Annotated in this window: 22 protein-coding genes and 1 tRNA gene; 14 read left to right on the plus strand and 9 right to left on the minus strand. The window is 55.0% G+C overall.

The window, feature by feature from the left end:
* Positions 1-129: 129 nt before the first annotated feature.
* The 11 genes from DXA66_RS05680 to argF all read left to right on the plus strand — a co-directional run bounded on the left by DXA66_RS05680 (position 130) and on the right by argF (position 12595).
* Positions 130-1116, plus strand: a complete 987-nt coding sequence (locus DXA66_RS05680; RefSeq protein WP_118527454.1) for a hypothetical protein — start codon at positions 130-132, stop codon at positions 1114-1116.
* A gap of 214 nt (positions 1117-1330) precedes the next feature.
* The gene (locus DXA66_RS05685) at positions 1331-2302 is read left to right on the plus strand and encodes a hypothetical protein (RefSeq protein WP_118527456.1); all 972 of its coding nucleotides are present in this window, start codon (positions 1331-1333) and stop codon (positions 2300-2302) included.
* Positions 2303-2432: 130 nt separating this feature from the next.
* On the plus strand, positions 2433-3260 hold the full coding sequence (locus tag DXA66_RS05690) for an MYG1 family protein (protein WP_118527458.1): 828 nt from the start codon (positions 2433-2435) through the stop codon (positions 3258-3260).
* Complete coding sequence (locus DXA66_RS05695; RefSeq protein WP_118527460.1) at positions 3247-3552, plus strand: GIY-YIG nuclease family protein; 306 nt, start codon at positions 3247-3249, stop codon at positions 3550-3552. The genes DXA66_RS05690 and DXA66_RS05695 overlap by 14 nt, the downstream gene beginning before the upstream one ends.
* A 368-nt stretch (positions 3553-3920) precedes the next feature.
* On the plus strand, positions 3921-5153 hold the full coding sequence (locus DXA66_RS05700; protein WP_118527462.1) for an argininosuccinate synthase: 1233 nt from the start codon (positions 3921-3923) through the stop codon (positions 5151-5153).
* 358 nt (positions 5154-5511) lie between these two features.
* On the plus strand, positions 5512-6912 hold the full coding sequence (argH, locus tag DXA66_RS05710) for an argininosuccinate lyase (RefSeq protein ID WP_118527464.1): 1401 nt from the start codon (positions 5512-5514) through the stop codon (positions 6910-6912).
* The gene (argC, locus tag DXA66_RS05715; protein WP_118527466.1) at positions 6909-7850 is read left to right on the plus strand and encodes an N-acetyl-gamma-glutamyl-phosphate reductase; all 942 of its coding nucleotides are present in this window, start codon (positions 6909-6911) and stop codon (positions 7848-7850) included. Before argH ends, argC begins: the two co-directional genes overlap by 4 nt.
* A 209-nt stretch (positions 7851-8059) precedes the next feature.
* Positions 8060-9289, plus strand: coding sequence for a bifunctional glutamate N-acetyltransferase/amino-acid acetyltransferase ArgJ (gene argJ, locus DXA66_RS05720; protein WP_118527468.1), 1230 nt, complete (start codon positions 8060-8062; stop codon positions 9287-9289).
* A 205-nt stretch (positions 9290-9494) separates the two neighbouring features.
* Positions 9495-10349, plus strand: a complete 855-nt coding sequence (argB, locus tag DXA66_RS05725) for an acetylglutamate kinase (protein ID WP_118527470.1) — start codon at positions 9495-9497, stop codon at positions 10347-10349.
* Between the two features lie 132 nt (positions 10350-10481).
* On the plus strand, positions 10482-11684 hold the full coding sequence (locus DXA66_RS05730; protein WP_118527472.1) for an aspartate aminotransferase family protein: 1203 nt from the start codon (positions 10482-10484) through the stop codon (positions 11682-11684).
* Positions 11681-12595, plus strand: a complete 915-nt coding sequence (gene argF / locus DXA66_RS05735) for an ornithine carbamoyltransferase (protein WP_118527474.1) — start codon at positions 11681-11683, stop codon at positions 12593-12595. Before DXA66_RS05730 ends, argF begins: the two co-directional genes overlap by 4 nt.
* 79 nt (positions 12596-12674) lie before the next feature.
* Here argF and DXA66_RS05740 read toward each other — a convergent pair whose 3' ends face one another.
* On the minus strand, positions 12675-14027 hold the full coding sequence (locus tag DXA66_RS05740) for a PTS transporter subunit EIIC (RefSeq protein WP_118527476.1): 1353 nt from the start codon (positions 14025-14027) through the stop codon (positions 12675-12677).
* A 312-nt stretch (positions 14028-14339) separates the two neighbouring features.
* Here DXA66_RS05740 and DXA66_RS05745 point away from each other — a divergent pair, with 312 nt between their 5' ends.
* A complete protein-coding gene (locus tag DXA66_RS05745) occupies positions 14340-15539 on the plus strand; it encodes an enolase C-terminal domain-like protein (protein WP_118527478.1) in 1200 nt (399 codons plus the stop codon).
* A gap of 91 nt (positions 15540-15630) precedes the next feature.
* On the plus strand, positions 15631-16362 hold the full coding sequence (locus DXA66_RS05750) for a GntR family transcriptional regulator (protein WP_118527480.1): 732 nt from the start codon (positions 15631-15633) through the stop codon (positions 16360-16362).
* Positions 16363-16408: 46 nt separating this feature from the next.
* On the opposite strand, the gene DXA66_RS05755 is transcribed toward DXA66_RS05750, so the two are convergent.
* On the minus strand, positions 16409-17776 hold the full coding sequence (locus DXA66_RS05755) for an MATE family efflux transporter (RefSeq protein WP_118527482.1): 1368 nt from the start codon (positions 17774-17776) through the stop codon (positions 16409-16411).
* Between the two features lie 411 nt (positions 17777-18187).
* Here DXA66_RS05755 and DXA66_RS05760 point away from each other — a divergent pair.
* Positions 18188-18279: transfer RNA gene (locus DXA66_RS05760), tRNA-Ser, on the plus strand.
* Positions 18280-18367: 88 nt separating this feature from the next.
* Here the strand turns inward: DXA66_RS05760 and DXA66_RS05765 are convergent.
* From DXA66_RS05765 to DXA66_RS05795, 7 genes are all read right to left on the minus strand, one after another.
* Positions 18368-19543: a site-specific integrase gene (locus DXA66_RS05765; protein WP_118527484.1), complete on the minus strand. Its 1176-nt coding sequence runs from the start codon at positions 19541-19543 to the stop codon at positions 18368-18370.
* A 93-nt stretch (positions 19544-19636) separates the two neighbouring features.
* Positions 19637-19876, minus strand: a complete 240-nt coding sequence (locus DXA66_RS05770) for a helix-turn-helix domain-containing protein (protein WP_223386666.1) — start codon at positions 19874-19876, stop codon at positions 19637-19639.
* Positions 19877-19888: 12 nt separating this feature from the next.
* Positions 19889-20281, minus strand: a complete 393-nt coding sequence (locus DXA66_RS05775) for a type II toxin-antitoxin system PemK/MazF family toxin (protein ID WP_118527486.1) — start codon at positions 20279-20281, stop codon at positions 19889-19891.
* A gap of 195 nt (positions 20282-20476) precedes the next feature.
* Complete coding sequence (locus DXA66_RS05780; protein ID WP_118527489.1) at positions 20477-21535, minus strand: hypothetical protein; 1059 nt, start codon at positions 21533-21535, stop codon at positions 20477-20479.
* A complete protein-coding gene (locus DXA66_RS05785) occupies positions 21513-21758 on the minus strand; it encodes a hypothetical protein (protein ID WP_118527491.1) in 246 nt (81 codons plus the stop codon). The genes DXA66_RS05780 and DXA66_RS05785 overlap by 23 nt, the downstream gene beginning before the upstream one ends.
* A 510-nt stretch (positions 21759-22268) precedes the next feature.
* Entirely contained in the window at positions 22269-22601 is a 333-nt protein-coding gene (locus DXA66_RS05790; protein WP_118527493.1) for a helix-turn-helix domain-containing protein, read from the minus strand.
* A 613-nt stretch (positions 22602-23214) separates the two neighbouring features.
* Complete coding sequence (locus DXA66_RS05795; protein ID WP_117526690.1) at positions 23215-23967, minus strand: IclR family transcriptional regulator; 753 nt, start codon at positions 23965-23967, stop codon at positions 23215-23217.
* Between the last annotated feature and the right edge of the window lie 408 nt (positions 23968-24375).

Consider the following 24375-nt stretch of genomic DNA (forward strand, 5'->3'; position numbering starts at 1 on the left):
TGGTCACCCGTTCTGAGCGAAATGACAAATTTTTTCAGATTGGTTGACAAGATGCCGGGGGGGGGGTAAGATGTGGGTGTGAAGCATATTTTTGGGGTGCTTCGGCACAAAAAACAGGAGGCTTGTATTATGAGATTGTACAAAAAAGCAGCCGCTGTTCTGCTGGCGGCAGCAATGGCTGTTTCCATGATGACCGCTTGCGGCGGTGGCGGTGGTTCCACCGGCGGCAATGGCGGCGGCAGCGGAAACAATGGCGGAAGCACATCCGTGGCTGTGCCTGCACCGGACAAGTTTGAAAATGTTGGCACTGGTTCCGAAAGTGAGGGTGGCGGGTCCGGCACTTTGGGTACGCCGATCGCAAGCTTCAGCGGAAGCCAGTATGCAGCTTTTGTTCAGAATGTGAAGAATCATCAGTCCACCGGTCTGTACATGGAATACACCACTGTGGAATATGATGCGAACAAAGCATATAAATCTGGAATAAATTATATTCTTGCAGCGGATAGAAATGACATCTATTTGAAAATGAGGTCTGTCGGCAGCACATCCTCGGTTCCGAGTGTGGTATTCGGAACGGTCGAGAACAATACAGAGTGGTTGTACGCCTTGTATGAAAAGTCGAAGGTTGCAGTGGGCGAGCAGGGAGCCTATAATGAAGGCCAGCTGTGGGATGATATTGGCTTTAGTGCAGATGCTCTGCCCTATCAGATGTACAAGACTGTTGTAAAAGTGAACGGCCAGCCCTATGACGCTGAGACCTTTACGGATTCCTATGGAACCAAGTACACTATCTGCTATCAGGGCAGTATGCCGAAGTATACGATGATTGAATATGCGCATCCGGATTCAGACGGTGTGCAGTATTACGTTACCGAGTATAAGACCATCCAGTACACCACCAACGGCCTGTGCCAGTGGCCGAAAGACGGCTATAAGGTCTATAAGTACGTCAGCACTTCTCAATCCGGCAATACGGCAACGATCGTGCTGGCCGATGAAGCGGGCAAGCAGTATACGATCACTGTCGTGGAAGGTGTCCCCAACGGTCTGACCGTTAAGGATGAAAACGGCAATGTCGTTACAGACCAGTTCAAGTGGCTTATGCAGGGCGAGTAAAACAAGAATATAATTTACAACCAATAATCTTCAGCCCCGGAACGGCATCTGCCGCCCCGGGGCTGTTGTTATATTGCTAAAAAACGGTCACCTGTTCCGGGCAAAACGACAAAATTTTTCAGATTGGTTGACAAGATGCCCGGGGGGGGGTAAGATGTGGGTGCGAAGCATATTTTTGGGGTGCTTCGGAACAAAAAAACAGGAGGCTTGTATTATGAGATTGTACAAAAAAGCAGCCGCTGTTCTGCTGGCGGCAGCAATGGCTGTTTCCATGATGACCGCTTGCGGCGGTGGCGCAGGCGGCAATGGCGGCAACGGTGGCAATGGCGGCAATGCTGGGGCGGTACCTTCTGCACCTACGCTGGAAGAGATCGTTTTGCCGAAGGATGATGGCGAGGGCGAAGGTACCCCCACCAAGACTCACCTCGATAAAGCTAACAGCTGGCTGGTAGCTTTCCAGAACAATGTGGTCAATGCGCATGCAGTTTACTTTGCAGGCTCTCAGAGCTCGTACAGCGCTGCTGGTACGCAGACGGAAGAACTCAAGATGGTTATGGCCTCTACCGCCGGCAAGGCTTATGTGGATATGACCGGTTGGGGCTTGGAAGGTAGCAAGAAAGAGGATCATGCCATCACATTCTATATGGAAAGCGGAAAAGCTTCGGCAGTATATGCCTTGAATAAATCTGCTAAGGCTGGCATAAAAATGAATTTGAGCGCTGATGATATGGAAGGAATTACCGGTGACTTTGATTTCAGCGATATCCAAATTCCGGCCAACATCTACCTTACTGAAGTGCAGATCGGCGGTACGAAGTACCGTGCTGAGACCTATGTGCAGGACGGCAACGAGTACTATACCTGCTTTGGCACGGACAAGCGGCCCAAGTATCAGATCACGAAGAAGCAGAATGGTGGCACGGATGTGTCTGCATATCAGGAGATTGTGATTGGTTCTGATAAGGGCATGTGCAATCTCACTGGCTACACCATTTACACTGCAGGCGAAGATGCTCAGCATAATCTGCTTTTGTCCGATGGAAACAAGAATGTATTTAGCGTTGTGATTGAGAGAGATACCAATGGTAAACTGACAAAGATGACGGTGAAGGATGCTACCGGCAAGGATGTCACGAAGGATTTCAACTGGCTGGCAGAAATTCTGGGAAGTTTCTACGGGAACTAAGTTTAAATAACCTCAATATAATAAAGTGTTTTGCCCCGGCTGTCCCCCGACAGCCGGGGCTTTTCGTTGTCCCTTTTGACAAAGTGTGGTATACTGTTGCCAGAGATTTTATTGGGAACGAGGTACATCTATGAAAATTCCTGCAAACGGCTTTACCCACGCCGGCAAGTTCCACGCCGACGATGTGTTTGCCACTGCCCTGCTGCAAATTTTGCGCCCGGATATCAAGATCACCCGCGGCTTTGTGGTGCCGGACGGTTTTGACGGCATCGTGTACGATGTGGGCTTTGGGATGTTCGACCATCATCAGGAGCCCCGGGAGTACCGCGCAAACGGTGTGCCCTACGCGGCCTTCGGCCTGCTGTGGCGGGTGCTCGGCCCCGGCCTTGTGGGCGAGCGTCAGGCCCGGCTCATTGACGAGAACTTTATCCAGCCGCTGGACCTCAACGACAACACCGGCGAGCAGAACAGCCTGTGCGATGCCATTGGCTTTTTTAACCCGGTCTGGGACTCCAAGGAGGATCAGGACGCCTGCTTTTTCAAGGCGGTGGCCGTGGCAAAGCAGATCCTGGAAAACCAGATCGCCAGCGCCAACGCCGTGAACCGCGCCGATGAGAAAGTCCAGCAAGCTTACAAAAACTCCCGGGACGGCATCGTGGTGCTGCCCTGCTATCTGCCGTGGAAGAACGGCCTGTACAAGACGGATGCGCTGTTCGTGATCTACCCCAGCCAGCGCGGCGGCTGGAGCGCCCAGTGCGTCACCGACCACAAGACCAAGCGCCCCAAACTCCCCTTCCCCCAGAGCTGGGCCGGCCAGCCGCAGGAGGTCATTGAGCAGAAGAGCGGCATCCCGGGCATCAGCTTCTGCCACGCCAGCCGCTTCCTCATCACCGCCAAGGATAAGGAAACTGCCCTTGCCGCCTGCCGTCAGGTGTTAAAGAACAATGGCCGCATCTGAGCCGTGCGCCCGGCCAAAGCCCGCCTTTGTGTATATGGTGCGGTGTACCGGCGGTACGCTGTACACCGGCTGGACCACCGACCCTGCCGCCCGCCTGCAGGCCCACAAAAGCGGCAGAGGGGCCCGCTACACCCGGGCCAGAGGTGCAGCGGCCTTTGCCTACGTGGAGCGCTGTGCGGACAAGCGCAGCGCCCTGCGGCGGGAAGCTGCGCTCAAAAAGCTGCCCAAGGCGCAAAAAGAGCTGCTGTGCCGCGCATGGAGCGCGGCGGGCGGGCCCTTTTCCGGCGCATAAAGACAAAACGAAACCCGGAACTCTTTCAGGGCCAGACGGCTCACAAAAGGGTCCCGGGCGTTTTGTTTTTGCGGTGTGAATTCTTTCCGTGTGCTGTAGTCCGCACATGCCTCCGGACAGGCTGCATGTGCCCCGAATATATACTGCGCAAATGCATAAAATATGAATATATTCTGCAAATAACGCATAAAGATACAAATTGAACCAAAACAGAGGTCAAATCCGTGTAAGGTTTGGCGGTTTTCGGCATTGACGGAAAAGCCGCGCGGCGTATAATAAAAGCATCAACAGAAATGCAGATGCAAGAGGGTGCGGGAGGGATGCCTGCATCAGAAAACAAAAGTGTATTTTTAAAAGGAGCAATCATCATGAAAAAGGAAAACATCAAAAAAGTCGTTCTGGCATACTCCGGCGGTCTGGATACCTCCATCATCATTCCCTGGCTGAAGGAAAACTACAACAACTGCGAGGTCGTCGCTGTCTCCGGTGACGTGGGTCAGGGCACCGAGCTGGACGGTCTGGAAGAAAAGGCCAAGGCTACCGGCGCTTCCAAGCTGTACGTGCTGGACCTGAAGAAGGACTTTGTGGAGAACTACATCTTCCCCACCCTGAAGTTCGGCGCGAAGTACGAAGATTACCTGCTGGGCACCAGCTTTGCACGTCCCTGCATCGCAAAGGCTCTGGCGGATATCGCCATCAAGGAAGGTGCAGATGCCATCTGCCACGGCTGCACCGGTAAGGGCAACGATCAGGTGCGTTTTGAGCTGACCCTCAAGGCCCTGTGCCCGGATATGGCCATTATTGCTCCGTGGCGTGAGTGGGATATCAAGAGCCGTGACGAGGAGATCGATTACGCCGAGGCTCACCACATCCCCCTGAAGATCAACCGCGAGACCAACTATTCCAAGGACAAGAACCTGTGGCATCTGAGCCACGAGGGTCTGGATCTGGAGAGCCCCGCCAACGAGCCGCAGTACAACAAGCCCGGCTTCCTGGAACTGGGCATCAGCCCCGAGCAGGCTCCCGATAAGCCCACCTATGTGACCATCCACTTTGAAAAGGGCATCCCCACCGCCATTGACGGCAAGGAGATGGGCGCTGTGGAGCTGGTGGAATACCTGAACAAGCTGGGCGGCGAGAACGGCATCGGCCTGCTGGATATCGTGGAGAACCGTCTGGTGGGCATGAAGAGCCGCGGCGTGTACGAGACCCCCGGCGGTGCCATCCTGTACAAGGCCATCAATGTTCTGGAGACCATCACTCTGGATAAGGAAAGCTCTCACTTCAAGGCTCAGCTGGCCCAGAAGTATGCCGATATCGTCTACAACGGCCAGTGGTTCACCCCGCTGCGCGAGGCTCTGGATGCCTTTGCCGACAGTCTGGAAAAGACCGTTACCGGCGATGTGAAGCTCAAGCTCTACAAGGGCAACATGATCAACGCCGGCGTCACCTCTCCGTACACCCTGTACGACGAGCAGACCGCTTCCTTCGGCGAGGATGACGACTACAATCAGGCAGATTCCGCCGGCTTCATCAACCTGTTCGGCCTGTCCATCAAAGAGCGCGCAAAGCTGTCCAAGAACTGGCCGGAGGTCAAGTAAGCAGCTGTAACATCTTCCCTTTCGTGTGTTTTCACACTTTCACACGGAAGTTCCATCCAACCGGCATCGTTGCCGGCGGCACCGCCGCAGGAGCGTTTTCCCCTGCGGCGGCTTTGCCGTTTTTAGAAGAAATTGACGAATGGCTGCTGTATGTGGTAACAGGCTCGCCCTCTCCGTCTGCTCGCTTCGCTCGCATCCACCTCTCCCAAAGGGAGAGGCCTTGGCAAAGAGATGAACCTTGCATGGACTGCCAAGGGCTCCCACTTTGGGGGAGCTGGCATCGCGCAGCGATGACTGAGAGGGCGAGGACGCTTGCCGCGGGGCAGCGGTTCCCGGACATAAAGTAAAGGATAAAACTATGGCAGAACAACTCTGGAAGGGCCGTTTTTCCAAGGCCGTGGATTCCCGCGTGAACGACTTCAACTCCTCCATCCGGTTCGATCAGCGCATGATCGCGCAGGATATGCGCGGCAGCGGCGTGCACGCCGCCATGCTGGCAAAGCAGGGCATCATCTCGGAAAAGGACTGTGAGGACATCCTCAACGGTCTGGCTTCCATCGCGGATGATCTGGCCAGCGGTGCGCTGACCATCGACCCCAATGCCGAGGATGTGCACACCTTTGTGGAGCAGACCCTCACCGCCCGCATCGGGGATGCCGGCAAGCGGCTGCACACCGGCCGCAGCCGCAACGATCAGGTGGCGCTGGATATCCGCCTGACCCTGCGGGACTACAGCCACACCCTGCAGGCCTACATCGTGGAGCTCATCAAGGTCATCTGCAAAAAGGCCGGTGAGAACACCACCGCCGTCATGCCCGGCTACACCCATCTGCAGCGTGCCCAGCCCATCACCTTTGGCCACGCCCTGATGGCATATGCCTCCATGCTGCTGCGCGACCTGCAGCGCTTTGAGGATGCCACCGCCCGCATGGACGCACAGTGCCCGCTGGGCAGCGGCGCGCTGGCCGGCACCACCTACCCGCTGGACCGCCAGTTCACCGCCGAAAAGCTGGGCTTTGCGGCTCCCTGCGCCAACAGTCTGGACGGCGTGTCCGACCGCGATTTCTGCATCGAGCTGGCAAACGCCATCTCCATCTGCATGATGCACCTGTCCCGCCTTTCCGAGGAGATCATCCTCTGGTGCAGCTGGGAGTTCAAGTTCATTGAGCTGGACGATGCCTTTACCACCGGCTCTTCCATCATGCCGCAGAAGAAGAACCCCGATGTTACCGAGCTGATCCGTGGCAAGACCGGCCGCGTCTACGGCGACCTGAACACCCTTCTGGTGATGATGAAGGGCATTCCCCTCGCCTACAACAAGGACATGCAGGAAGATAAGGAAGCTATCTTCGACGCAGTGGATACGCTGGAGCTGTGCCTGAAGACGGTCACTCCCATGCTGGATACCATGAAGACCATTCCGGCCAACATGCGCCGCGCCGCCGCAAAGGGCTTTATCAACGCCACCGACTGCGCCGACTACCTCACCAAGAAGGGGATGCCCTTCCGCGATGCCTACAAGCTGACCGGCTGCATGGTGTCCGACTGCATCGCAAAGGACAAGACCCTTGAAGAGCTGACCCTCGACGAGTTCAAGGGCTACAGCGCTCTGTTCGAGAACGATATCTACGATGCCATTGATCTGGTCAAGTGCTGCGAGGGCCGCACCAGCTACGGCGGCCCCAGCGAAGCCAGTGTAAACAACCAGATCGCACTGGCAAACGCACAGCTGGATGCGTGGGAGGAAAAGAACGCATGAGCGTGAAAGTTTTTATTGATGGCTCTTCCGGCACCACCGGCCTGCGCATTGCCGACCGGCTGGCACAACGCCCGGAGATCGAGCTGCTTTCCATTTCCGCAGAGGGCCGCAAGGATGTGAACGAGCGCGCCAAGGTCATCAACTCCGCGGACCTCGCCTTCCTCTGCCTGCCGGATGCCGCTTCCAAAGAGGTCATGCCCCTGCTGCGCCCGGACGTGAAGGTGCTGGACACCTCCACCGCCTTCCGCACCGATGCCGCATGGGACTACGGCTTCCCGGAGCTGAAGGGCCAGAAAGAGAAGATCAAGAATTCCGATCGTGTGGCGGTGCCCGGCTGCTATGCCAGCGGCTTTATCAGCATCGCCCGCCCGCTGGTGGAGCTGGGTCTGGCCCCGAAGGACTATCCCTTCAGCTGCACCGGCATCTCCGGCTACTCCGGCGGCGGCAAAAAGATGATCGCCGAGTACGAAAGCCTTAACCGTCCGGCACACAGCAAGCTGGATGCACCCAAGAGCTACGGTCTGGGCCTTGCCCATAAGCATCTGCCGGAAATGCAGAAGATCAGCGGCCTTGCCCACACCCCCATGTTCGTGCCCGTGGTGTGCGATTACTACTGCGGCATGCAGGTGCTGGTGCCGCTGGATCTGACGCTGGCGGGCAGCACCGCCGAACAGGTGGCCGAGGGCATTGCGGCATATTACAAGGATGCTGCCACCGTCAAGGTGCACGCTCTGAACGAAGCCCTGCCGGAGAACGGCCTGTACTCCAATGCCATGGCCGGTACCGACCGCATGGAGCTGTACATGACCGTGAACGCTGCAGGCGACCAGATGATGCTGGTGTCTGTGTTCGATAATCTGGGCAAGGGCTCCTCCGGCGCAGCGGTCCAGTGCATGAACCTGATGCTGGGGCTGGAAGAGACCGAAGGGTTGGAATAAACTTGTATCGCATATGGGCAGCGTCCTCGCCCTCTCCGTCTTTGCTGCGCAAATCCACCTCTCCCAAAGGGAGAGGCCTTGGCAAAGAGATGAAGTCTGCGTGGACTGCCAAGGGCTCCCCCTTTGGGGGAGCTGGCGAACGTATGTGAGCCTGAGAGGGCGAGCCTGTTTGCGTGAAAAGAGTTTCTTTGTGGGAAAGGAAGATCATTATGCAGTATCAAGAAGTTACGGGCGGCATCTGCGCGCCCAAGGGTTTTGCAGCGGCTGGCGTGCACTGCGGCATCCGCGCAAACCATGCAGAAAAATACGATCTGGCACTCATCAAGGCGGACGTGCGCTGCGCCGCTGCCGGTGTGTACACCACCAACAAGGTCTGCGGCGCACCCATCAAGGTGGACCGCGCCCACCTGAAGGACGGCTACGCACAGGCGATCATCGTGAACAGCGGCAACGCCAACACCTGCGCCGCCAACGGCGTGGCTCTGGCCGAAGAATGCTGTGAGCTGGTGGGCAGAGAGCTGGGCATCGACCCGCAGGACGTTCTGCCCGCTTCCACCGGTGTCATCGGTCAGCCCATGGTCATCGACCCCTTTGCCCGGGGCATTCCTGCCGCCGCCGCAAAGCTGGCTGCGGACGAGCAGGGCAGCACCGACGCCGCCACCGCCATCATGACCACCGACACCCACAAAAAGGAATACGCCATCCAGTTCGAGCTGGGCGGCAAGACCTGCACGGTGGGTGCCATTGGGAAGGGCAGCGGCATGATCGCCCCCAACATGGCAACCATGCTGGCCTTCTACACCACCGATGCGGCGGTCTCGCCCATCCTGCTGGAAAAGGCCCTCAAGACCGTGGTGCCCGGCACCTACAACCAGATGAGCGTGGATCTGGACACTTCCACCAACGATACCCTGATCATCATGGCTTCCGGCCTTGCAGGCAACCCGGAGATCTGCGAGGAGAACGCGGACTACGAAGCCTTTGTTGCGGCGCTGACTGCCATTGCAGAGCACATGTGTGCCGAGCACGCCGGTGACGGCGAGGGTGCCACCCACCTCATCACCTGCGAAGTGACCCACGCCCCCGACCTGAAGACCGCCCGTGCCGTCAGCCGCAGCGTGGTGTGCTCCAACCTGTTCAAGGCAGCGGTGTTTGGCCGCGATGCCAACTGGGGCCGCATCCTGTGCGCCATCGGCTACACCCCCGGCGATTTCTCCATTGATAAGGTCTGCGTGTGGCTTTCCAGCAAGGCCGGTGAGGTGTATGTGTGCGAAAACGCCGCCTACCACCCCTACAGCGAGGACGAAGCCGCCAAGGTGCTGGCTGAGCACGATGTGCTGGTCAAGGTGGACATGGGCACCGGCGATGCATCCGCAAAGGCATGGGGCTGCGATCTGACCTACGATTACGTCAAGATCAACGGCGACTATAGAACTTAATGGAACTCCCCCAGTCGCCTGCGGCGACAGCCCCCTCACGGAGGGAGCCTGAAAGCCTCCCTCCTTGAGAAAGACTCCCCCGGCCGGGGGAGGTGGCACGAAAGTGCCAGAAGGGGAATGGGTAGCATCGCGTAGCGATGACGGAAGGAGTTCGTCTGGTGGAAAACGAATGCCGGAGCAAGCGTGCTGGCGGCAAGGAGAGTATATGAAAAACGAAGAAATGGCGCGCCTTTTCTCTGAGGCGACACCCTACATCCAGAAGTATCACGGAAAGACCATGGTGGTAAAGTACGGCGGCAATGCCATGATCAACGAAGAACTGAAAAATGCCGTCATGAACGATCTGGTCACCCTTACCCTGCTGGGTGTGCGCGTGGTGCTGGTGCACGGCGGCGGCCCGGCCATCAACGAGATGCTCAAAAAAGTGGGCGTGGAGAGCCATTTCGCAAACGGTCTGCGCGTGACTGACGATGCCACCATGGAGATCGTGCAGCAGGTGCTGGCCGGTAAGGTGAACAAAGATCTGGTGGCAAAGCTGCGCGGCCGCGGCGTGGGCCTGTGCGGCATGGACGGCCAGATGCTGCGCTGCACCGAGCTGGACCCCCAGCTGGGCCATGTGGGCGAGATCGTGCATGTGGACGCTACCCTGATCGCAAGCCTGCTGGACGGCGGCTTCATCCCCGTGATCGCCACGGTGGGCATGGACGATCTGGGTCAGGCCTACAACGTGAACGCCGACACCGCCGCTGCACAGATCGCGATTGCGCTGAAAGCGGAGAAGCTGGTATCCATGACCGATATCGCGGGCCTGCTGCGGGATAAGGACGACGAGAGCACCCTCATCCCCGAGGTGGAGGTGTCCGAGATCGAGGGCTATAAGTCCGCCGGCATCATTGCGGGCGGCATGATCCCCAAGATCGGCGGCATGGCCGATGCCATCTATCAGGGCGTGCACGAGGCGGTCATCATCGATGGCCGCGTGCCCCACTCCATCCTGCTGGAGCTGTTCTCCGACCGCGGCTCCGGCACCCGCTTTTACCGCCGCAGCCACCGCGAATAAGCATTGCACAGGTGCCGTGCAGGCGGTATAATAAGAAAAATGACCCTCTCAAGCCTTTGCCAGCATTTTCTGGCGCGAAAGCGCCTGAGAGGGTTTTCTGTTCACAGTTTCTGTTCACAGGAGGGTACACCTATGGATTCTGAAAAAGTCATCAAGCGGGACGGCGAATACGTCCTGCACACCTATAACCGCAACCCTATTGTGCTGGAAAAAGGCCACGGCCTGCGCGCCGCAGGCCCCGAGGGTCAGCAGTATCTGGATTTTACCAGCGGCATTGGCGTGAACAGCCTTGGCTACTGTGATCTGGACTGGGCCGAGGCCGTTTCCGAGCAGGCCCATAAGCTGCAGCACTCCTCCAACCTCTACTACACGGCCCCCTGCGGCAAGCTGGCCAAAAAGCTGTGCAAGCGCACCGGCATGAGCAAGGTGTTCTTTGGCAACTCCGGTGCCGAGGCCAACGAGGGTGCCATTAAGGCTGCGCGCAAGTACAGCGTGGACCACTACCGCAAGGACCGCACCACGGTCATCACGCTGGTGAACAGCTTCCACGGCCGCACCATCGCCACCCTGACCGCCACCGGTCAGGAGGTGTTCCACAACTACTTCGGCCCCTTCAACGAGGGCTTCCTGTATGCTCCGGCAGGCGATATCGAAGCGCTGGAGGAGCTGGTGGACCGCACAACCTGCGCCGTGATGCTGGAACTCATTCAGGGCGAGGGCGGCGTGATGGCGCTGGACCCGGACTACGTGCAGGCCGTGCGCAAGCTCTGCGACGAAAAAGATCTTGTGCTCATCGTAGACGAGGTGCAGACCGGCGTGGGCCGCACCGGCACCTTCCTGTGCTGCGAGCACTACAACCTCAAGCCGGATGTGGTCACGCTGGCCAAGGGTCTGGGCGGCGGCCTGCCCATCGGCGCAGTGCTGATGAACGAAAAGGTAGCCGAGGGCATGGGCCCCGGCACCCATGGCTCCACCTTCGGCGGCAACCCGGTGGTCTGCGCCGGTGCCAACGTGGTGGTGGACCGCATGGATCAGAGCTTCCTTGCCAATGTCAACGAGCGCGCCGTCCAGCTGCGCGCAGGCATCGCAAAGCTGCCCCATGTCAAGAGCATTTCCGGCATCGGCCTGATGGTGGGCATCGAGTTCTACGACCTCAAGGCCGCAGATGTGCTGGTCGCCTGCCGCGAAGCGGGCCTGCTGGTGCTGACAGCCAAGACCCGCCTGCGCCTGCTGCCGCCGCTGACCCTCAGCGAGCACGATGTGGACATGGCGCTGGAGATCCTGAGCGATGTGCTGGGCAAGATGGAGCCGACGGCTCCGAAGGAGCAGGCATGAAAAATCTGCTGAAAATGAGCGACCTCTCCCCTGCCGAGCTGACCCACATTCTGGATGTGGCCGACCAGCTCAAGGCACAGCAGAAGCTGGGCGGCACGGCCCCGCTGTTGGCAGGAAAGACGGTTGCCCTGATGTTCTCCAAGGCATCCACCCGCACCCGCACCAGCTTTGAGGTGGGTGTGTACCAGCTGGGCGGTCTGGGCAACTACATGAACACCGCCGAGCTGCAGGCCGGGCGCGGCGAGCCCCTCAAGGACACCGCCCGGGTGCTGGGCCGCTACTACGACTGCGTGGTGTGGCGCACCTACCGCCAGAGCGATCTGGAAGAGTTTGCCGAGCTGGCCGGTGTGCCGGTGATCAACGGCCTGACGGATTACGCCCATCCCTGCCAGGTTCTGGCCGACCTGATGACCATTCGGGAGCGCCGGGGCAGCCTTGCGGGCCGGAAGCTCTGCTTTGTCGGCGACGGCAGCAGCATGGCAAACAGCCTCATCGTGGGCGGACTGCTGGCTGGGATGCAGGTCACCTGCGTCTGCCCGCAGAGCTACCGCCCGGCGGCGGATGTGCTGATGTTCGCCCACAAGTACGGCAGCGCCTTCCACCTGACCGCAGACCCTGCCGAGGGTATTCAGGATGCCGATGTGGTGGCAACGGCTGTGTGGAACACCGCCAAGCCCGGCACGCCGGAAAGCGAGCAGCGCCTGCGGGATTTCGTGGGCTACCAGCTCACGGGCAAGCTGCTGGAAAGCGCAAAGCCCGACGTCATGGTGCTGCACTGCCTGCCCGCCCACCGGGGCGAGGAGATCTCCTCGGCGGTGTTCGAGCAGCACGCACCGGAGATCTTCGATGAAGCCGAGAACCGCCTGCACGTGCAGAAAGCCGTGCTGGCCATTCTGCTGGCGGGAAAATAAAAACAGAACGCCAACAGGGCCGCCGCACATCGTTTGTGCGGTGGCCCTGTTTTTTATCGTGGGAGATTTGAAAAAGCAATCAGCTGCGGTCCATTTTGACCACGAACAGGTAGCTCAGAACAAAGGATAAGCCAAAGGCAATGACCCAGCCGATGGCGGCGTAGATGAAGTAAGGTCCGATATAAGCGGGAATGCTGAAAATGCTGGAGGTGATGTAGCCGTACAGGCGCACACCGAAGGCACCGATGAAGGCGCTGCCCACGCAGCTGCCGATGGTGGCAGCAAGGAAACCCTTCTTGTACTTGGTCAGCACGCCGAACAGAGCAGGCTCGGTGATGCCCAGAATGCCGGACAGAACGGAGGACAGAACGATGGAACGTTCCTTTTGGCTCTTTTCTTTGAAATAGCAGCCTGCGGCGGCACCCACAATGGACAGATTTGCAATGAACATCATGGGCATGAGCATGTCATAGCCCTTGGTGGCAAAGTTCTCCAGAGCAATAGGAGTCATGGCGTGATGCATACCCACCAGAATGGAAGCGGGGCGGATCAGACCCATCACGACACCGGCAAAGATGGGAGAGATACCGAACAGCAGATCCAGCATCCATGCCAGACCCTTGCCGATGTAAATGCCCACGGGACCAATGACCGTCAGGGCAAAGAAGCCGGAAAGGAACAGGGTGATGGTGGGGGTGATAACGGTGCGGGCGGCTTCGGGAACGATATTATCGACCCACTTGTAGATATAGCTCAGGGCAAATACGCCGAAGATGATGGGAATGACCGAACCAGAATAGTTGAATACCGGGATGGGCAGCACACCGGCAAACATAAAGTTGCTGATCTCGCCTGCCTTGGCGGCATCCACCATGGTGGGGTACATCAGGGTAGCGGCAATGGCAATGGCCAGATACTGGTTGGTCTTGAACTTCTTTGCAGCCGATGCGGCAATGAAGAACGGCAGGAAGGTAAATACGCCGCTGGCCAGCATGTCAATGACCTTATAGGTGTCGGTGGCGTTGGAAACCACGCCAAGAGCCACCAGACCGCCCATCAGACCCTTGATCATACCGGCACCGGCGATGGCGGGTACGATGGGGCCGAACACGCCGGACACCATATCCATGAACCAGGAGATGAAATCCTTCTTCTTTTCCGGCTGTGCAGGAGCGGTGTCCTCCTTCAGATCCAGCATCTGCAGGGCGATGTCATAATATTTATGGACGCTGGTGCCAAGCACGATCTGCAGCTGGCCTTTGGCAAACTGCACGCCAATGACACCATCCAGCGCCTTGATGGCGTCCTCCTGGATCTTGCTGGTATCCTTGAGCTCAAAGCGCAGACGGGTCATGCAATGCCAAGTGTTCACAACATTGTCTTTGCCGCCGACATACTCGATGATTTTTGCGACGACTTCAGTCTTTTCCATAAGGGAGAGCCTCCTTCTTCGGTTTCCTTTTTCCTTGATTGTGTTCCAAAGCGAAAATCCAGCACGTGCGTTGTGACGCTAATATACCACGGAAAAATTTCATTGTAAAACATACCATTTCTCGGAAATGATTTAAAAAAGCAACGATAACATGCTGTTAAATGATTTTATTTTCAAAAATTGGACTGTTTTATTTTGCGGTTTTCGCCAAATAAAAAGCAGGAATTGATTTGCCGCCAAAGGTATGATTGAATAGTTCTGCAAGCAAAAATGCAAACCCTTTTCAATCTGCTATAAAGAGGTGTGCTTCTTATGAAACCTACGATCATTACAGATATCAAATGTTTTGTCACGAACCCGGAACGTCATAATCTGGTGGCTGTCAAGGTGCTCACGAATAAGGGCGTTTATGGTGTGGGCTGCGCAACCTTCCAGCAGCGGCCGCTGGCGGTGAAATGCGCGGTGGAGGATTACCTCAAGCCCATCCTGATCGGACGCGATGCCAACGATATTGAAGACCTGTGGAACCTGATGATGGTCAATTCCTACTGGCGCAACGGCCCGGTGCTGAACAACGCCGTGGCCGGTATTGATATGGCTTTGTGGGACATCAAGGGCAAACTGGCAGATATGCCGCTGTATCAGCTGCTGGGCGGCAAGGCACGAACGGCCATCCCTGCCTATACCCATGCCGTTGCTGATACGATGGAGGAACTGTACCGCGAGGTGGATCGCATTTACAACGAGGGCTACCGCCACATCCGCTGCCAGCTGGGTTTTTACGGCGGCATCCCGGATGAGCTGCATACCCCGGAAGATCCCATTCCCGGCACCTACTTCAATCAGGACGACTATATGCGCAATACAGTGTATATGTTTGGCAAGCTGCGGGAAAAGTACGGCAGCAAATTCCACATCCTGCACGATGTGCATGAGCGGTTGACCCCGAATCAGGCCATCCAGTTTGCAAAGGATCTGGAGCCGTACAAGCCATTCTTCCTGGAGGATCTGCTTTCCCCGGATCAGAACGAGTGGCTGGGACAGCTGCGCAGCCAGTGCGCGACCCCCATTGCCACCGGCGAGCTGTTCAATAACCCCATGGAATGGAAAGAACTGGTCGTGAACCGCCGGGTGGACTACCTGCGCTGCCATGTTTCCCAGCTGGGTGGCATTACCCCGGCGGTAAAGCTGGCGCACTTCTGCGAACCCTTTGGTGTGCGTATCGCATGGCACACCCCATCGGACATTACCCCCATCGGGGTGGCGGTGAATACCCATCTGAATATCCATCTGCACAACGCGGCCATTCAGGAGAACATCGAGCTGAAGGATAAGATCAAAGCCTGCTTCCCCGGCTACAACGAGGCAAAGGGCGGCTACTTCTACCCCATCGAGCGCTCGGGCATCGGTGTGGATATCGACGAGGAAGAAATTGCAAAATATCCGGTTCGGTATCGTCCGCATGAGTGGACGCAGAGCCGCATCCCGGACGGCACGCTGGTGACACCGTAAATCTGAAAAACGATCTTTACCACAGAGCTTTACAAATTTGTACGCTCTGTGGTATTCTTTTTGAGGAAATGAATTTTGGGAGGGCGTTACAATGAGCGCAAAAAAGACGGATTTTATTGTGACCGACCTCATCAGCAAGATCTTCCAGCGCAAGACGATCATGGATAAACTGCCCAGTCAGCGGGAGCTGGCAGGGTTGTATCATGTGTCTCGGTTTACGATCCAGAAGGTGATGTCCCGGCTGCAGTCCATCGGGCTGATCTATATGACGCAGGGCGATGGAACCTATGTCAATAAGCGCGCTCTGGGGCATCCGATGGTGTACAATTCGCTGACCGAAGTGCCTTACGATGAGTTGCGTTCCAAGCTGATCTATCTGAAGCAGGTCGAACCTTCCAGCGAACTGCAGCGCATCTTCAACCTGAAAACCGGTCAGAAACTGTGGGAGTTCCGGCGCATCCGTATTGTACGGTATGAGATCAGTCAGGTAGAAACCGGCTGGATGCCGCTGGCGCTGTTTCCGGGGCTGAACAAGGACGTGCTGGAGGATTCCATCCAGAACTACGCCTTGCAGCAGAAATACCGTATTGCCTATTTTATCACCAACTACCATGCCGGTGCACTGGATGCAGAGCACGCGGAACTTCTGGGAAGCAAAAAAGGCGTTCCGGCAATGGAGATCACATCGCGCGGCGTACTGCGGGATGGCAGCATTTTTGTGTATAGCCGCATCAGGGCGCTGCAATATGAATGCACCTATGTTTCACCCTTTAATAAGGATGTGTTCCTCTCCCGTCGGGAAAAGCCGGACGATCCTGCATAAACATCGTGCCTGCCGGGTAAAAACGGCAGGCACGATGTTTAAATCATTATACTTTCATTGCTCCCCTGTCCAGAATTTTATCGAACCGGGCAAAGAAGGTGATGGTGGTGATGGTGGCGGCCAGAATGTCGCTGACCGGCTCGGCCAGAAACACGCCGAACACTGCATCCGGCAGAACGTGCGGCAGAATGAAGATGAGGGGGATCAACAGAATGATCTTGCGCAGGCAGGCCAGCAGCAAGCTGACCTTAGCCTGTCCCAGCGCCATAAAGCTTTGCTGGCAGGCGATCTGGAAGCCCATGGCAAAAATGCCCGCCATGTAAATGCGCATGGCCCACGTGGTGTACTGGATCAGTGCGGTGTCCGAGGTGAAAATGCCCGCCACCGCGCCGGGAAACAGCATCATCAACAGCCAGAACAAGCAGGTGTAGGCCCCGCACAGCGTCAGCTGAAAACGGAAGGCTTCCTTGACGCGGGCCTTCTTGCCTGCGCCGAAGTTGAAGCTCATCACCGGCTGTCCGCCCTGACAGATGCCCTGAATGGGCAGCGTGCACAGCTGGGATGCGCTGGTGATGACGGTCATGGCACCCACAGCCACATCGCCGCCGTACCGCGCCAGACTGGAGCTGAAGCTGATGGAAAGCAGGCTCTCGGTGGAGAGCATCACAAACGAGGAGATGCCCAGCGCCAGCACCGGCAGAATGATCTGCTTTTTCGGGCGCAGGTAGTCTCTGCGCAGGCGCAGGATGGTCTTTTTGCCGGTGAGAAAGCGGATGATCCATGCCGCGCCCACGGCCTGACTGAGCACCGTGGCAATGGCCGCGCCCCGCACGCCCAGCCCGAACCCGAAGATCAGGATGGGGTCGAGGATAATGTTGATCACCGCGCCGATCACGGTGGTAAGCATACTGGTTTTGGCAAAGCCCTGCGTGGTGATAAAGGGGTTCATGCCCAGCACCACCAGCACGAACACCGAGCCTGCAATGTAGATGCGGCTGTAGCTCAGGGCGTACGGCAGGGTGGCATCGCTGGCACCGAACAGCCGCAGCAGCACCGGTGCCCCGGCATAGAAGCCGATGGTCAGCACCACGGCAAAGAACATCAGCACGGTAAAGCTGTTGGAGATGATCTTTTCGGCCCGCTGCCTGTCCCCCTGCCCCAGAGCAATGGCGGTGCGCGGCGCGCCGCCCGCGCCCACCAGCATGGCAAAAGCGTTCAGCAGCATCAGAATGGGTGTGAACAGCCCCACGCCGGTCAGCGCTGCCGCGCCAATGCCCGCAATGTGGCCGATGTAAATGCGGTCCACGATGTTATACAGCAGGTTCACCACCTGCGCCACCACGGCGGGGATCATGAGCTGCAGCATCAGCTTTTTGATGCTGCCGGTGCCCATATCTTGTTTTGCCTGTGCCATTGGAATTCTCTCCTCTGTACTTCAAATTTGAAAAATATCGTTCCTATTATACTCGGCTCCCGCCCAAAAGAACAGCCTTTTTTGCAAAGAAACCGCGCTTTCTGCCCCAAAAACGCAAAACGGCCCGGCTGCGTATGTCTTGCAGCCGGGCCGTGCCGTAACGGAAGAAAAGTGTTGACGGAAAACCGCTTTTTTGCTATACTGTAAAGGCTAATATATGGAGATGTATCGAAGCGGTCGTAACGAGAACGACTCGAAATCTAACTGGCTTTTTGGAAGTGGGTTTCCGATTTTGCTAGGTTTCATGCGGGTTTTCCGGCTTCGAGAGCGAACGATTTTCGGTCGTTCTCTCCTGAAATTCTCTCCAAAGTTTTCCCAGAATGCACGGTGCATTCTAAAAATTTAATATTTGGAGCATTACTCAAGTGGTCGTAAGAGGTCGCACTCGAAATGCGATAGGCCGGGAGACCGGTGCCAGGGTTCGACTCCCTGATGCTCCGCCAAATCGAATGGACAGATGAATTTTATTCGTCTGTCCATTCTTTTTTGCCGGAACATCGCCCGTCCACCCTGTCTTTGGGGCGTATGGCATCATGCTGACGCATTGCCATAGCCCAGCCCCTCCAGCATCGCCTGTGCAGACGAGAGCTTGGAAGCGTAATCGAGGTGGGCGTAAATATTGGCGGTGGTGGAGAAGTCGCTGTGCCCCAGCCATTCCTGAATCTGCTTCATGGGAACGCCATTTGCCAGAAGAAGGCTGGCGCAGCTATGACGCAGGTCGTGGAAGCGGATAGGACGCAGACCGTTTTTTTCCAACAGCTTCGGAAACTGCTCGGAAACGTAGTTGGGGCGGATGATGTTCCCGATCTCGTCCACACACAGATAGCCCAGATAATCCCGGTTGTAGCTTTTACCGCACAGGCGGCGGTAGGTTTCCTGCTGACCTTTCAGCATCAGCAGACAGTCACGGATGGGCGGCACAAGAGGCAGCGTCCGCAGACTGGATTTCGTTTTTGCGCGGTCTGCCTGCACCAGAACCTTTTTGCCGTCGATGGATGCCTGCGTGACGATGTGCTTGATCTCCAACGTGTTGGCTTCAAAGTCGATGGCATCCCATTTCGGACCCAGCACCTCGCTGCGGCGCAGGCCGTAGAAGGATGCCAGCAGAACCGGGATCTCCAGTTTGGTGCCCTCTGCGACCTCCGTCAAAGCATGAATCTCATCGGCACTGTAATAGCTGCCTTTGAACTCGTTCTTCTTCGGACGCTCGACCTTATCTGCCGGATTGGTGGGGATCAGGTCGATCTTTACCGCATACTTCAACGCCTTGTGGATGTTTGCATGATAATGGATCACCGAATTTGCCTTGACCCGTTCAAGCTGTTTGTTGTAGAAATCCTGCAAGTCAGTGGCTTTCAGGTCTACCAGCTTGATGCCGCGCTTTCGGAAATAGGGAACGATCACACGCTCCACCATTCCCTGATAGCTGGCATAGGTCGTGATCTGGACAGTGCTTTTCGTGACTTCCAGCCATTTCAGCATGAAGTCCGAAAAGAGAATGTCATCGTCTAAGCGAATTTCCGCAGGTGCAGTGGGAACCATGAAGTTTCTCCGACGTTCCAGCAAAAGAGCCTCGGCTTTCTTCTTGTTCCTCTTGACGGACAGACCGGTGGCTTCCCACTTGGTCTTTCGCTTTCCAGCTGCGTCCTTGTAACTCAGAACGATGTAATAGAAGTCATTTTTTTCTTGCAGATGCCCTGCTACCATAGTGTTACCTCCTGTCTTTGCATCCACTTGAATATGTAACTTCTGCCGCTGACACCATCAGTGTACCCAACGGCAGGAGAGAATGCAAGGATGTCACGCCCGGATGGTGTGACCGGGTGCGAATCCGATGAGATAAGTCAAAAGGTGTGCCTTGGGGATGCGGTAGGAGCGTCCGACCTTCAAATGCTGGACGCTCCCTTTTTTCAGAATCGCATACCCGGTTTTTGTGCTGACGCTCAATATCTCGCACATCTGGTCGATGTTCAGCACGTCCGGGTAATCCCGGAGCATCACACGGTACGCATCACGGGGATTCAGGTTTTCTTCGCCCAAATAATCCTCCTTTTATATACTAACAGTTTTAATTTTGAAAAACAGTTCATTGAGGTCAAGGCTGGAAACAACGCCTTTCTCAATCTCCTGCATTTCATCCTGCGTAAGCCGACCTAAGAAGCGCTGTACGCGGCTTTTGTCTATCGTGAAGATCTGTTCCAGTTGAACCACAGATGGCTTTTCAAAGGCCGTATTGTGGGCTATCAGAACGTGTGTGGGCTGGTATCTCTTTTTCTCGGTGCGGGAAGTCACCGTCGCCACGATAAGGGTGGGCGCATAGCGGTTTCCTACATCGTTTTGCAGAACCACCACAGGGCGGGTGCCGCCCTGTTCGGAGCCGATGTGTGGCTCCATGTCTGCATAGTAAATGTCCCCTCTGAGGTATTTCCAGTCTTTTGGTATGATAGCGATCAGACCTCCTATCCTTCTATATGTAGCAAGAGCCGCCCGTTTATCGCAGGCGGCTCTTGCTGGAAAAAGGAGTATGCCGATAAAGGCGAGAGCATCAACGTTTTACAGGAAGGCTCAGAGAACGGCTGGAGCCATTGTAGATCTCGCAAACACATTCGGGCAGCTTGGCAAGGTTCAGATTAGAAATCATCATAGCACTCTCTCCTTTATCGTCTGAAGATAGGCAGAAGTGTCATCAATCAGAAAAAGAATGGCACTTCGGCAGTCGGTGTCTTCAAAAACATCGGGATAGTCTTTGAATACGAGATTCCAGCGGCGGATAAAATCCTCCTTTGCGCCCTGAACTTCGCACATCATAATTGAGCCGTTCGCAACGGTCGTTTTATGATGGCGGTTGTCAATGGATTGCCGAAGTCGTTTTCGATCTTCGTCGGTAAGACAGCGTTTGTGACCTTGGATACTCCTTTTGAAATCCGGGGGCGAATTGCTTACGGGGGTGATTTCGCTCTCGGTAAGGACTTCATTGGAATCAGCAGCATCATCGGCAGCATCATCGGATTTTTCCGGGCTTGTCGGCTTCTTTGCTTTCCGGTCCTTCTTGGGTTTGCGCAGCTCCTTGATGATTGCCGGGATTTCTTCTTTTGGGGTTTGCGCCAAAGCGGTGATCTCGGCATCGGTAGCCTTGATATGCCCGGTCAGTATTTCCTCCATTACACCGGGGACGGCAGCTTCAGCAGCATCTATACCGTTGGCGTATTTTTCTGCTCGCCGGACAAATTTGGGGCTGACACCATTCGCTTGTGCGATTTTTTCGCAGGTGCGGAGGTGGGTGTCCATGTGGTCATTTTGACCACATGGAGCAAATCGACCGCTTTGCTTATTGCGATTTTGAGAATTTTCACCCCAGTCAGATAACTTTTGGGATTCATAGGCTTTCCCCATCAAGAACTTCCGGCGTTCCGGGTCAAGGTTTCTGCGCCCCAACTGATTCTGACAAATCCATGCCAGTGCAGCATAACGGTCAGGCAACTGGATTTCCTTCACTTCAAAAGCGATTTCCGGGTGATGCTTGAGGATGCGGTACCGGGAATGCCCATCCAGTATGTAACCGTTCCAGATGATGAGCGGATTCAGAAGCCGCCGCTCCTGAATCATATTCTGCTCTAAGATGTGCTCCTCCTCGGCGTTCAGCGGCGGGATCTTGCCCTGAAACTCCGGGTCGATCTTAAGCGCATTCAGATTCATCATCAAACCGTCCCTTCTTAAAGTAGGTGGATTTCGGGCTGGTGGGCTGGATGTAGTAGTCGTAGCCGAAGTTGGTCTGGCAGTAGGTGCAAGGCTCCTTGGTGAGCTGATAGGGGTCTGCACGGCGGACACGGATGCCACGGGTGTTCCGAAAGGCATTCAGGCAGCGGGGGCAGAGGATGGTCAGGGTCAATTCATCGGTCTTGTGGGTAAAAGTACGGCTCATAATCATTACCTCCGTGTCATCAGAATGAATATTCGGTATGGAAAAAGCCCACTGCCCTGATTCAGAAGAATCCCGGTGGTGGGCTTTGAAGTTTTGCTTTAAGTTTTTCCAACCTATTTGTCCTCGACGCCCGTTGGATCTGGAATGCACCTCGGTAAGTGGGGACTTGCACCCACACTCCACATTGGCTTCTTCAGCCACCCCGCCTTCTTTATGGCCGGGCCGCGAATTACGGAAGTATCATTGTTTTGTCCGAGGGAATGATATTCAGTTTTCAAGGTACGGCTTCCAGCTTCGGGCATCTTCCCGTCTGGGGTGTTGCCCTTGCTGTGACAATAGTTTATCGTAGAATCGCTTGCTTTTTAAGGAACTGGTAGTTCCGGTTTTGCAACTTTTTTGAGCGGATTTTTCTCGAAAATCGGAACTACCAGTTCCGGTTTTTCGTAGATGCGTCAGAAAAAAGGCATAAAAAAAGAAGCCGAGAATTGCTTCTCGACTTCTTTATGGTGGTTATACAGATGCAGATGCATCCAGCTCATCAATAAGGCTGTTCAGCTTACTTTTGAAGTTCTGGATATTCTGATTCTGCTTCTTGATCTGCGCATTCAACTCCCTTTCCCGTGGAGTATCCAATACGCCCAGAATCAAAAAATCTAAGGTGGTGTTCAGTGAAATGGCTACTTCTACCAACAAATCTATGGATGCAGTGCCTTCCCCTCGCTCGATTTTTCCCAAATAGCGGTCGCTGATATTCAGCTTTACGGCAAATTGCTCTTGCGTTAAGCCTTTGGTTTTGCGCAGCTGCTGGATGCGTTTTCCTGTGATGTAAGAATCAAAGTACATAAGCCAGCCCTCCGACCACAGTGCAACGCAGTCGCAAGCTGCGCCATAAGGTCGGAGTGCAAAGATACAGTCGGCGGCGAACCAAGTTCTGGTTGCCGGGGCTCAGTTGGTACTCAATCAATCTCCTTTTCATGTTTTTGTCCTCGTATATCCGGTCACATCCGAGAAATAGTATAAAAGTCAATATGCTTCATCCGGTTCGGTAGGTGCTACGGTAGGCCAACCATCCTATTGAGGATAGCGGCAAAGCCTTGCTGATCAGGAAAGACAGTGGATATGTTGCCCACACTCTGTTGGGGAGAATACAAGCTTATTCCGAGTTGCTGTGCGCAGCTCAATACAGGAAGTGACATTTTAGAGGACAAAACAAACCGGATGCCAGAGAAAATCATCTATATAAATGATTTTTTATCTCTTACTGTGGATTCAAGACGAGTCTATTGTAACGTTTTTGTTGTATGCAAGTCCTGAGCGGTCAAAAATTTAAATTTATAAAAAATGGAACCTCAGCAAAAGAACCGTTCGTTTTTTACTGAAGTTCCACCGGAGGCAAACAGCTCAACAGGCTGTCCACTGTACCAAAAGCCGGGAATTTTGATTTATAATTTGGGAATCAATTTTGTGTGTAGGCCACAATTTTGGAAATTTCTGCCGCAGCAGCCTTTAGGTCATTGGCCATCTGGAGATAGTTTTCGTTTGATTCAGCGATATCTGCCAGAGAAATTGCAGCTACAGCGTTACCTTGAGAATCAAGGATCGGAACACTGCAACACGCAGTCAAGTGGCCCAATTCAGCAAATTCGGTTGCATAACCCTGCTTTTTAATCTGTTCCAACTGTGCAATAAATCTCTCTTTAGAAGAGATGGTCTGATCGGTATAAGAGGTGAGTTCTATGTTATCAATCAGTGTGCGTTGCGCTTTGGGTGGGAGAAAAGCAATCAGCGCTTTGCCCAGAGCTGTCGCGTGGGCCGGCTTGCTGGAGCCGATGGAGCAGGTGGCAAGCCGTGCGTTTTCTGCGACATATTTATAAAGATAAACCACATTGGAGCCGTTCAATATGCCAAGAAAGGCAGTCTTGTTGTATTTTTCAGCCAGCGCAGGGAGATGAATAACACACTGCTGAACGAGGCTTTGATTGTTAGCATACTTCATCCCGAGCGCAAAAGTCTCAACCCCCAAGCAGTATTTTTTATCATTGTTTTCAACCGTGCTGATGTAGTTCAGCTCCAATAGGGTATGGACAATTGCAAAAGTACTGCTTTTTGCCATGTCCATTTGATTGGCAATTTCCTGCAGGGTAATGCCATGCTCGCTATTGGCAATAATTTTGAGGATTGCCAAAGTGCGCTCAACGGTTCGATTCATGATTTACTACATCCTCCTCCAGGCCAAATCAACTTTAATCCAGAATGTATATTATCATTATATCGTTCTGTCGTCAAGCACTCCTGCCTAAAGTGCCTAAAGAGAGGGGAGTGCCGTATGTGCACGAATGGTTTTGAAGGATACCATAGAAACTCAGGCAGACGTATCAAACCAAGATCCATGATCAGGCTCAAAAGATTCAGTGAGATTCTTATGATCCCCTACAGGTTGCACAATTCACAAGTTGAATCTTTGTCAAAATGCGAGAAAAAGAAAAACCGGGTTGACAGAATCAGGCGAATTCGTATATACTAAAAATGCGAAACTTGGTTCTTAAATACGAACCGCAAAGACTTAACGATTCATCAGTCATCATATAAAATAGTGGTTCTGGATGAACCACTATTT

The sequence above is a fragment of the Faecalibacterium sp. OF03-6AC genome, assembly GCF_003478175.1.
In the GTDB taxonomy this organism is placed as follows: domain Bacteria; phylum Bacillota; class Clostridia; order Oscillospirales; family Ruminococcaceae; genus Faecalibacterium; species Faecalibacterium taiwanense.

Bases quoted from the DNA above. Each gene is read 5' to 3' on its own strand.
- DXA66_RS05680 (WP_118527454.1), top strand. From the start codon at position 130: ATGAGATTGTACAAAAAAGCAGCCGCTGTTCTGCTGGCGGCAGCAATG.
- DXA66_RS05685 (WP_118527456.1), top strand. From the start codon at position 1,331: ATGAGATTGTACAAAAAAGCAGCCGCTGTTCTGCTGGCGGCAGCAATG.
- DXA66_RS05690 (WP_118527458.1), top strand. From the start codon at position 2,433: ATGAAAATTCCTGCAAACGGCTTTACCCACGCCGGCAAGTTCCACGCC.
- DXA66_RS05695 (WP_118527460.1), top strand. From the start codon at position 3,247: ATGGCCGCATCTGAGCCGTGCGCCCGGCCAAAGCCCGCCTTTGTGTAT.
- DXA66_RS05700 (WP_118527462.1), top strand. From the start codon at position 3,921: ATGAAAAAGGAAAACATCAAAAAAGTCGTTCTGGCATACTCCGGCGGT.
- argH (WP_118527464.1), top strand. From the start codon at position 5,512: ATGGCAGAACAACTCTGGAAGGGCCGTTTTTCCAAGGCCGTGGATTCC.
- argC (WP_118527466.1), top strand. From the start codon at position 6,909: ATGAGCGTGAAAGTTTTTATTGATGGCTCTTCCGGCACCACCGGCCTG.
- argJ (WP_118527468.1), top strand. From the start codon at position 8,060: ATGCAGTATCAAGAAGTTACGGGCGGCATCTGCGCGCCCAAGGGTTTT.
- argB (WP_118527470.1), top strand. From the start codon at position 9,495: ATGAAAAACGAAGAAATGGCGCGCCTTTTCTCTGAGGCGACACCCTAC.
- DXA66_RS05730 (WP_118527472.1), top strand. From the start codon at position 10,482: ATGGATTCTGAAAAAGTCATCAAGCGGGACGGCGAATACGTCCTGCAC.
- argF (WP_118527474.1), top strand. From the start codon at position 11,681: ATGAAAAATCTGCTGAAAATGAGCGACCTCTCCCCTGCCGAGCTGACC.
- DXA66_RS05740 (WP_118527476.1), bottom strand. From the start codon at position 14,027: ATGGAAAAGACTGAAGTCGTCGCAAAAATCATCGAGTATGTCGGCGGC.
- DXA66_RS05745 (WP_118527478.1), top strand. From the start codon at position 14,340: ATGAAACCTACGATCATTACAGATATCAAATGTTTTGTCACGAACCCG.
- DXA66_RS05750 (WP_118527480.1), top strand. From the start codon at position 15,631: ATGAGCGCAAAAAAGACGGATTTTATTGTGACCGACCTCATCAGCAAG.
- DXA66_RS05755 (WP_118527482.1), bottom strand. From the start codon at position 17,776: ATGGCACAGGCAAAACAAGATATGGGCACCGGCAGCATCAAAAAGCTG.
- DXA66_RS05765 (WP_118527484.1), bottom strand. From the start codon at position 19,543: ATGGTAGCAGGGCATCTGCAAGAAAAAAATGACTTCTATTACATCGTT.
- DXA66_RS05780 (WP_118527489.1), bottom strand. From the start codon at position 21,535: ATGATGAATCTGAATGCGCTTAAGATCGACCCGGAGTTTCAGGGCAAG.
- DXA66_RS05785 (WP_118527491.1), bottom strand. From the start codon at position 21,758: ATGAGCCGTACTTTTACCCACAAGACCGATGAATTGACCCTGACCATC.
- DXA66_RS05790 (WP_118527493.1), bottom strand. From the start codon at position 22,601: ATGTACTTTGATTCTTACATCACAGGAAAACGCATCCAGCAGCTGCGC.
- DXA66_RS05795 (WP_117526690.1), bottom strand. From the start codon at position 23,967: ATGAATCGAACCGTTGAGCGCACTTTGGCAATCCTCAAAATTATTGCC.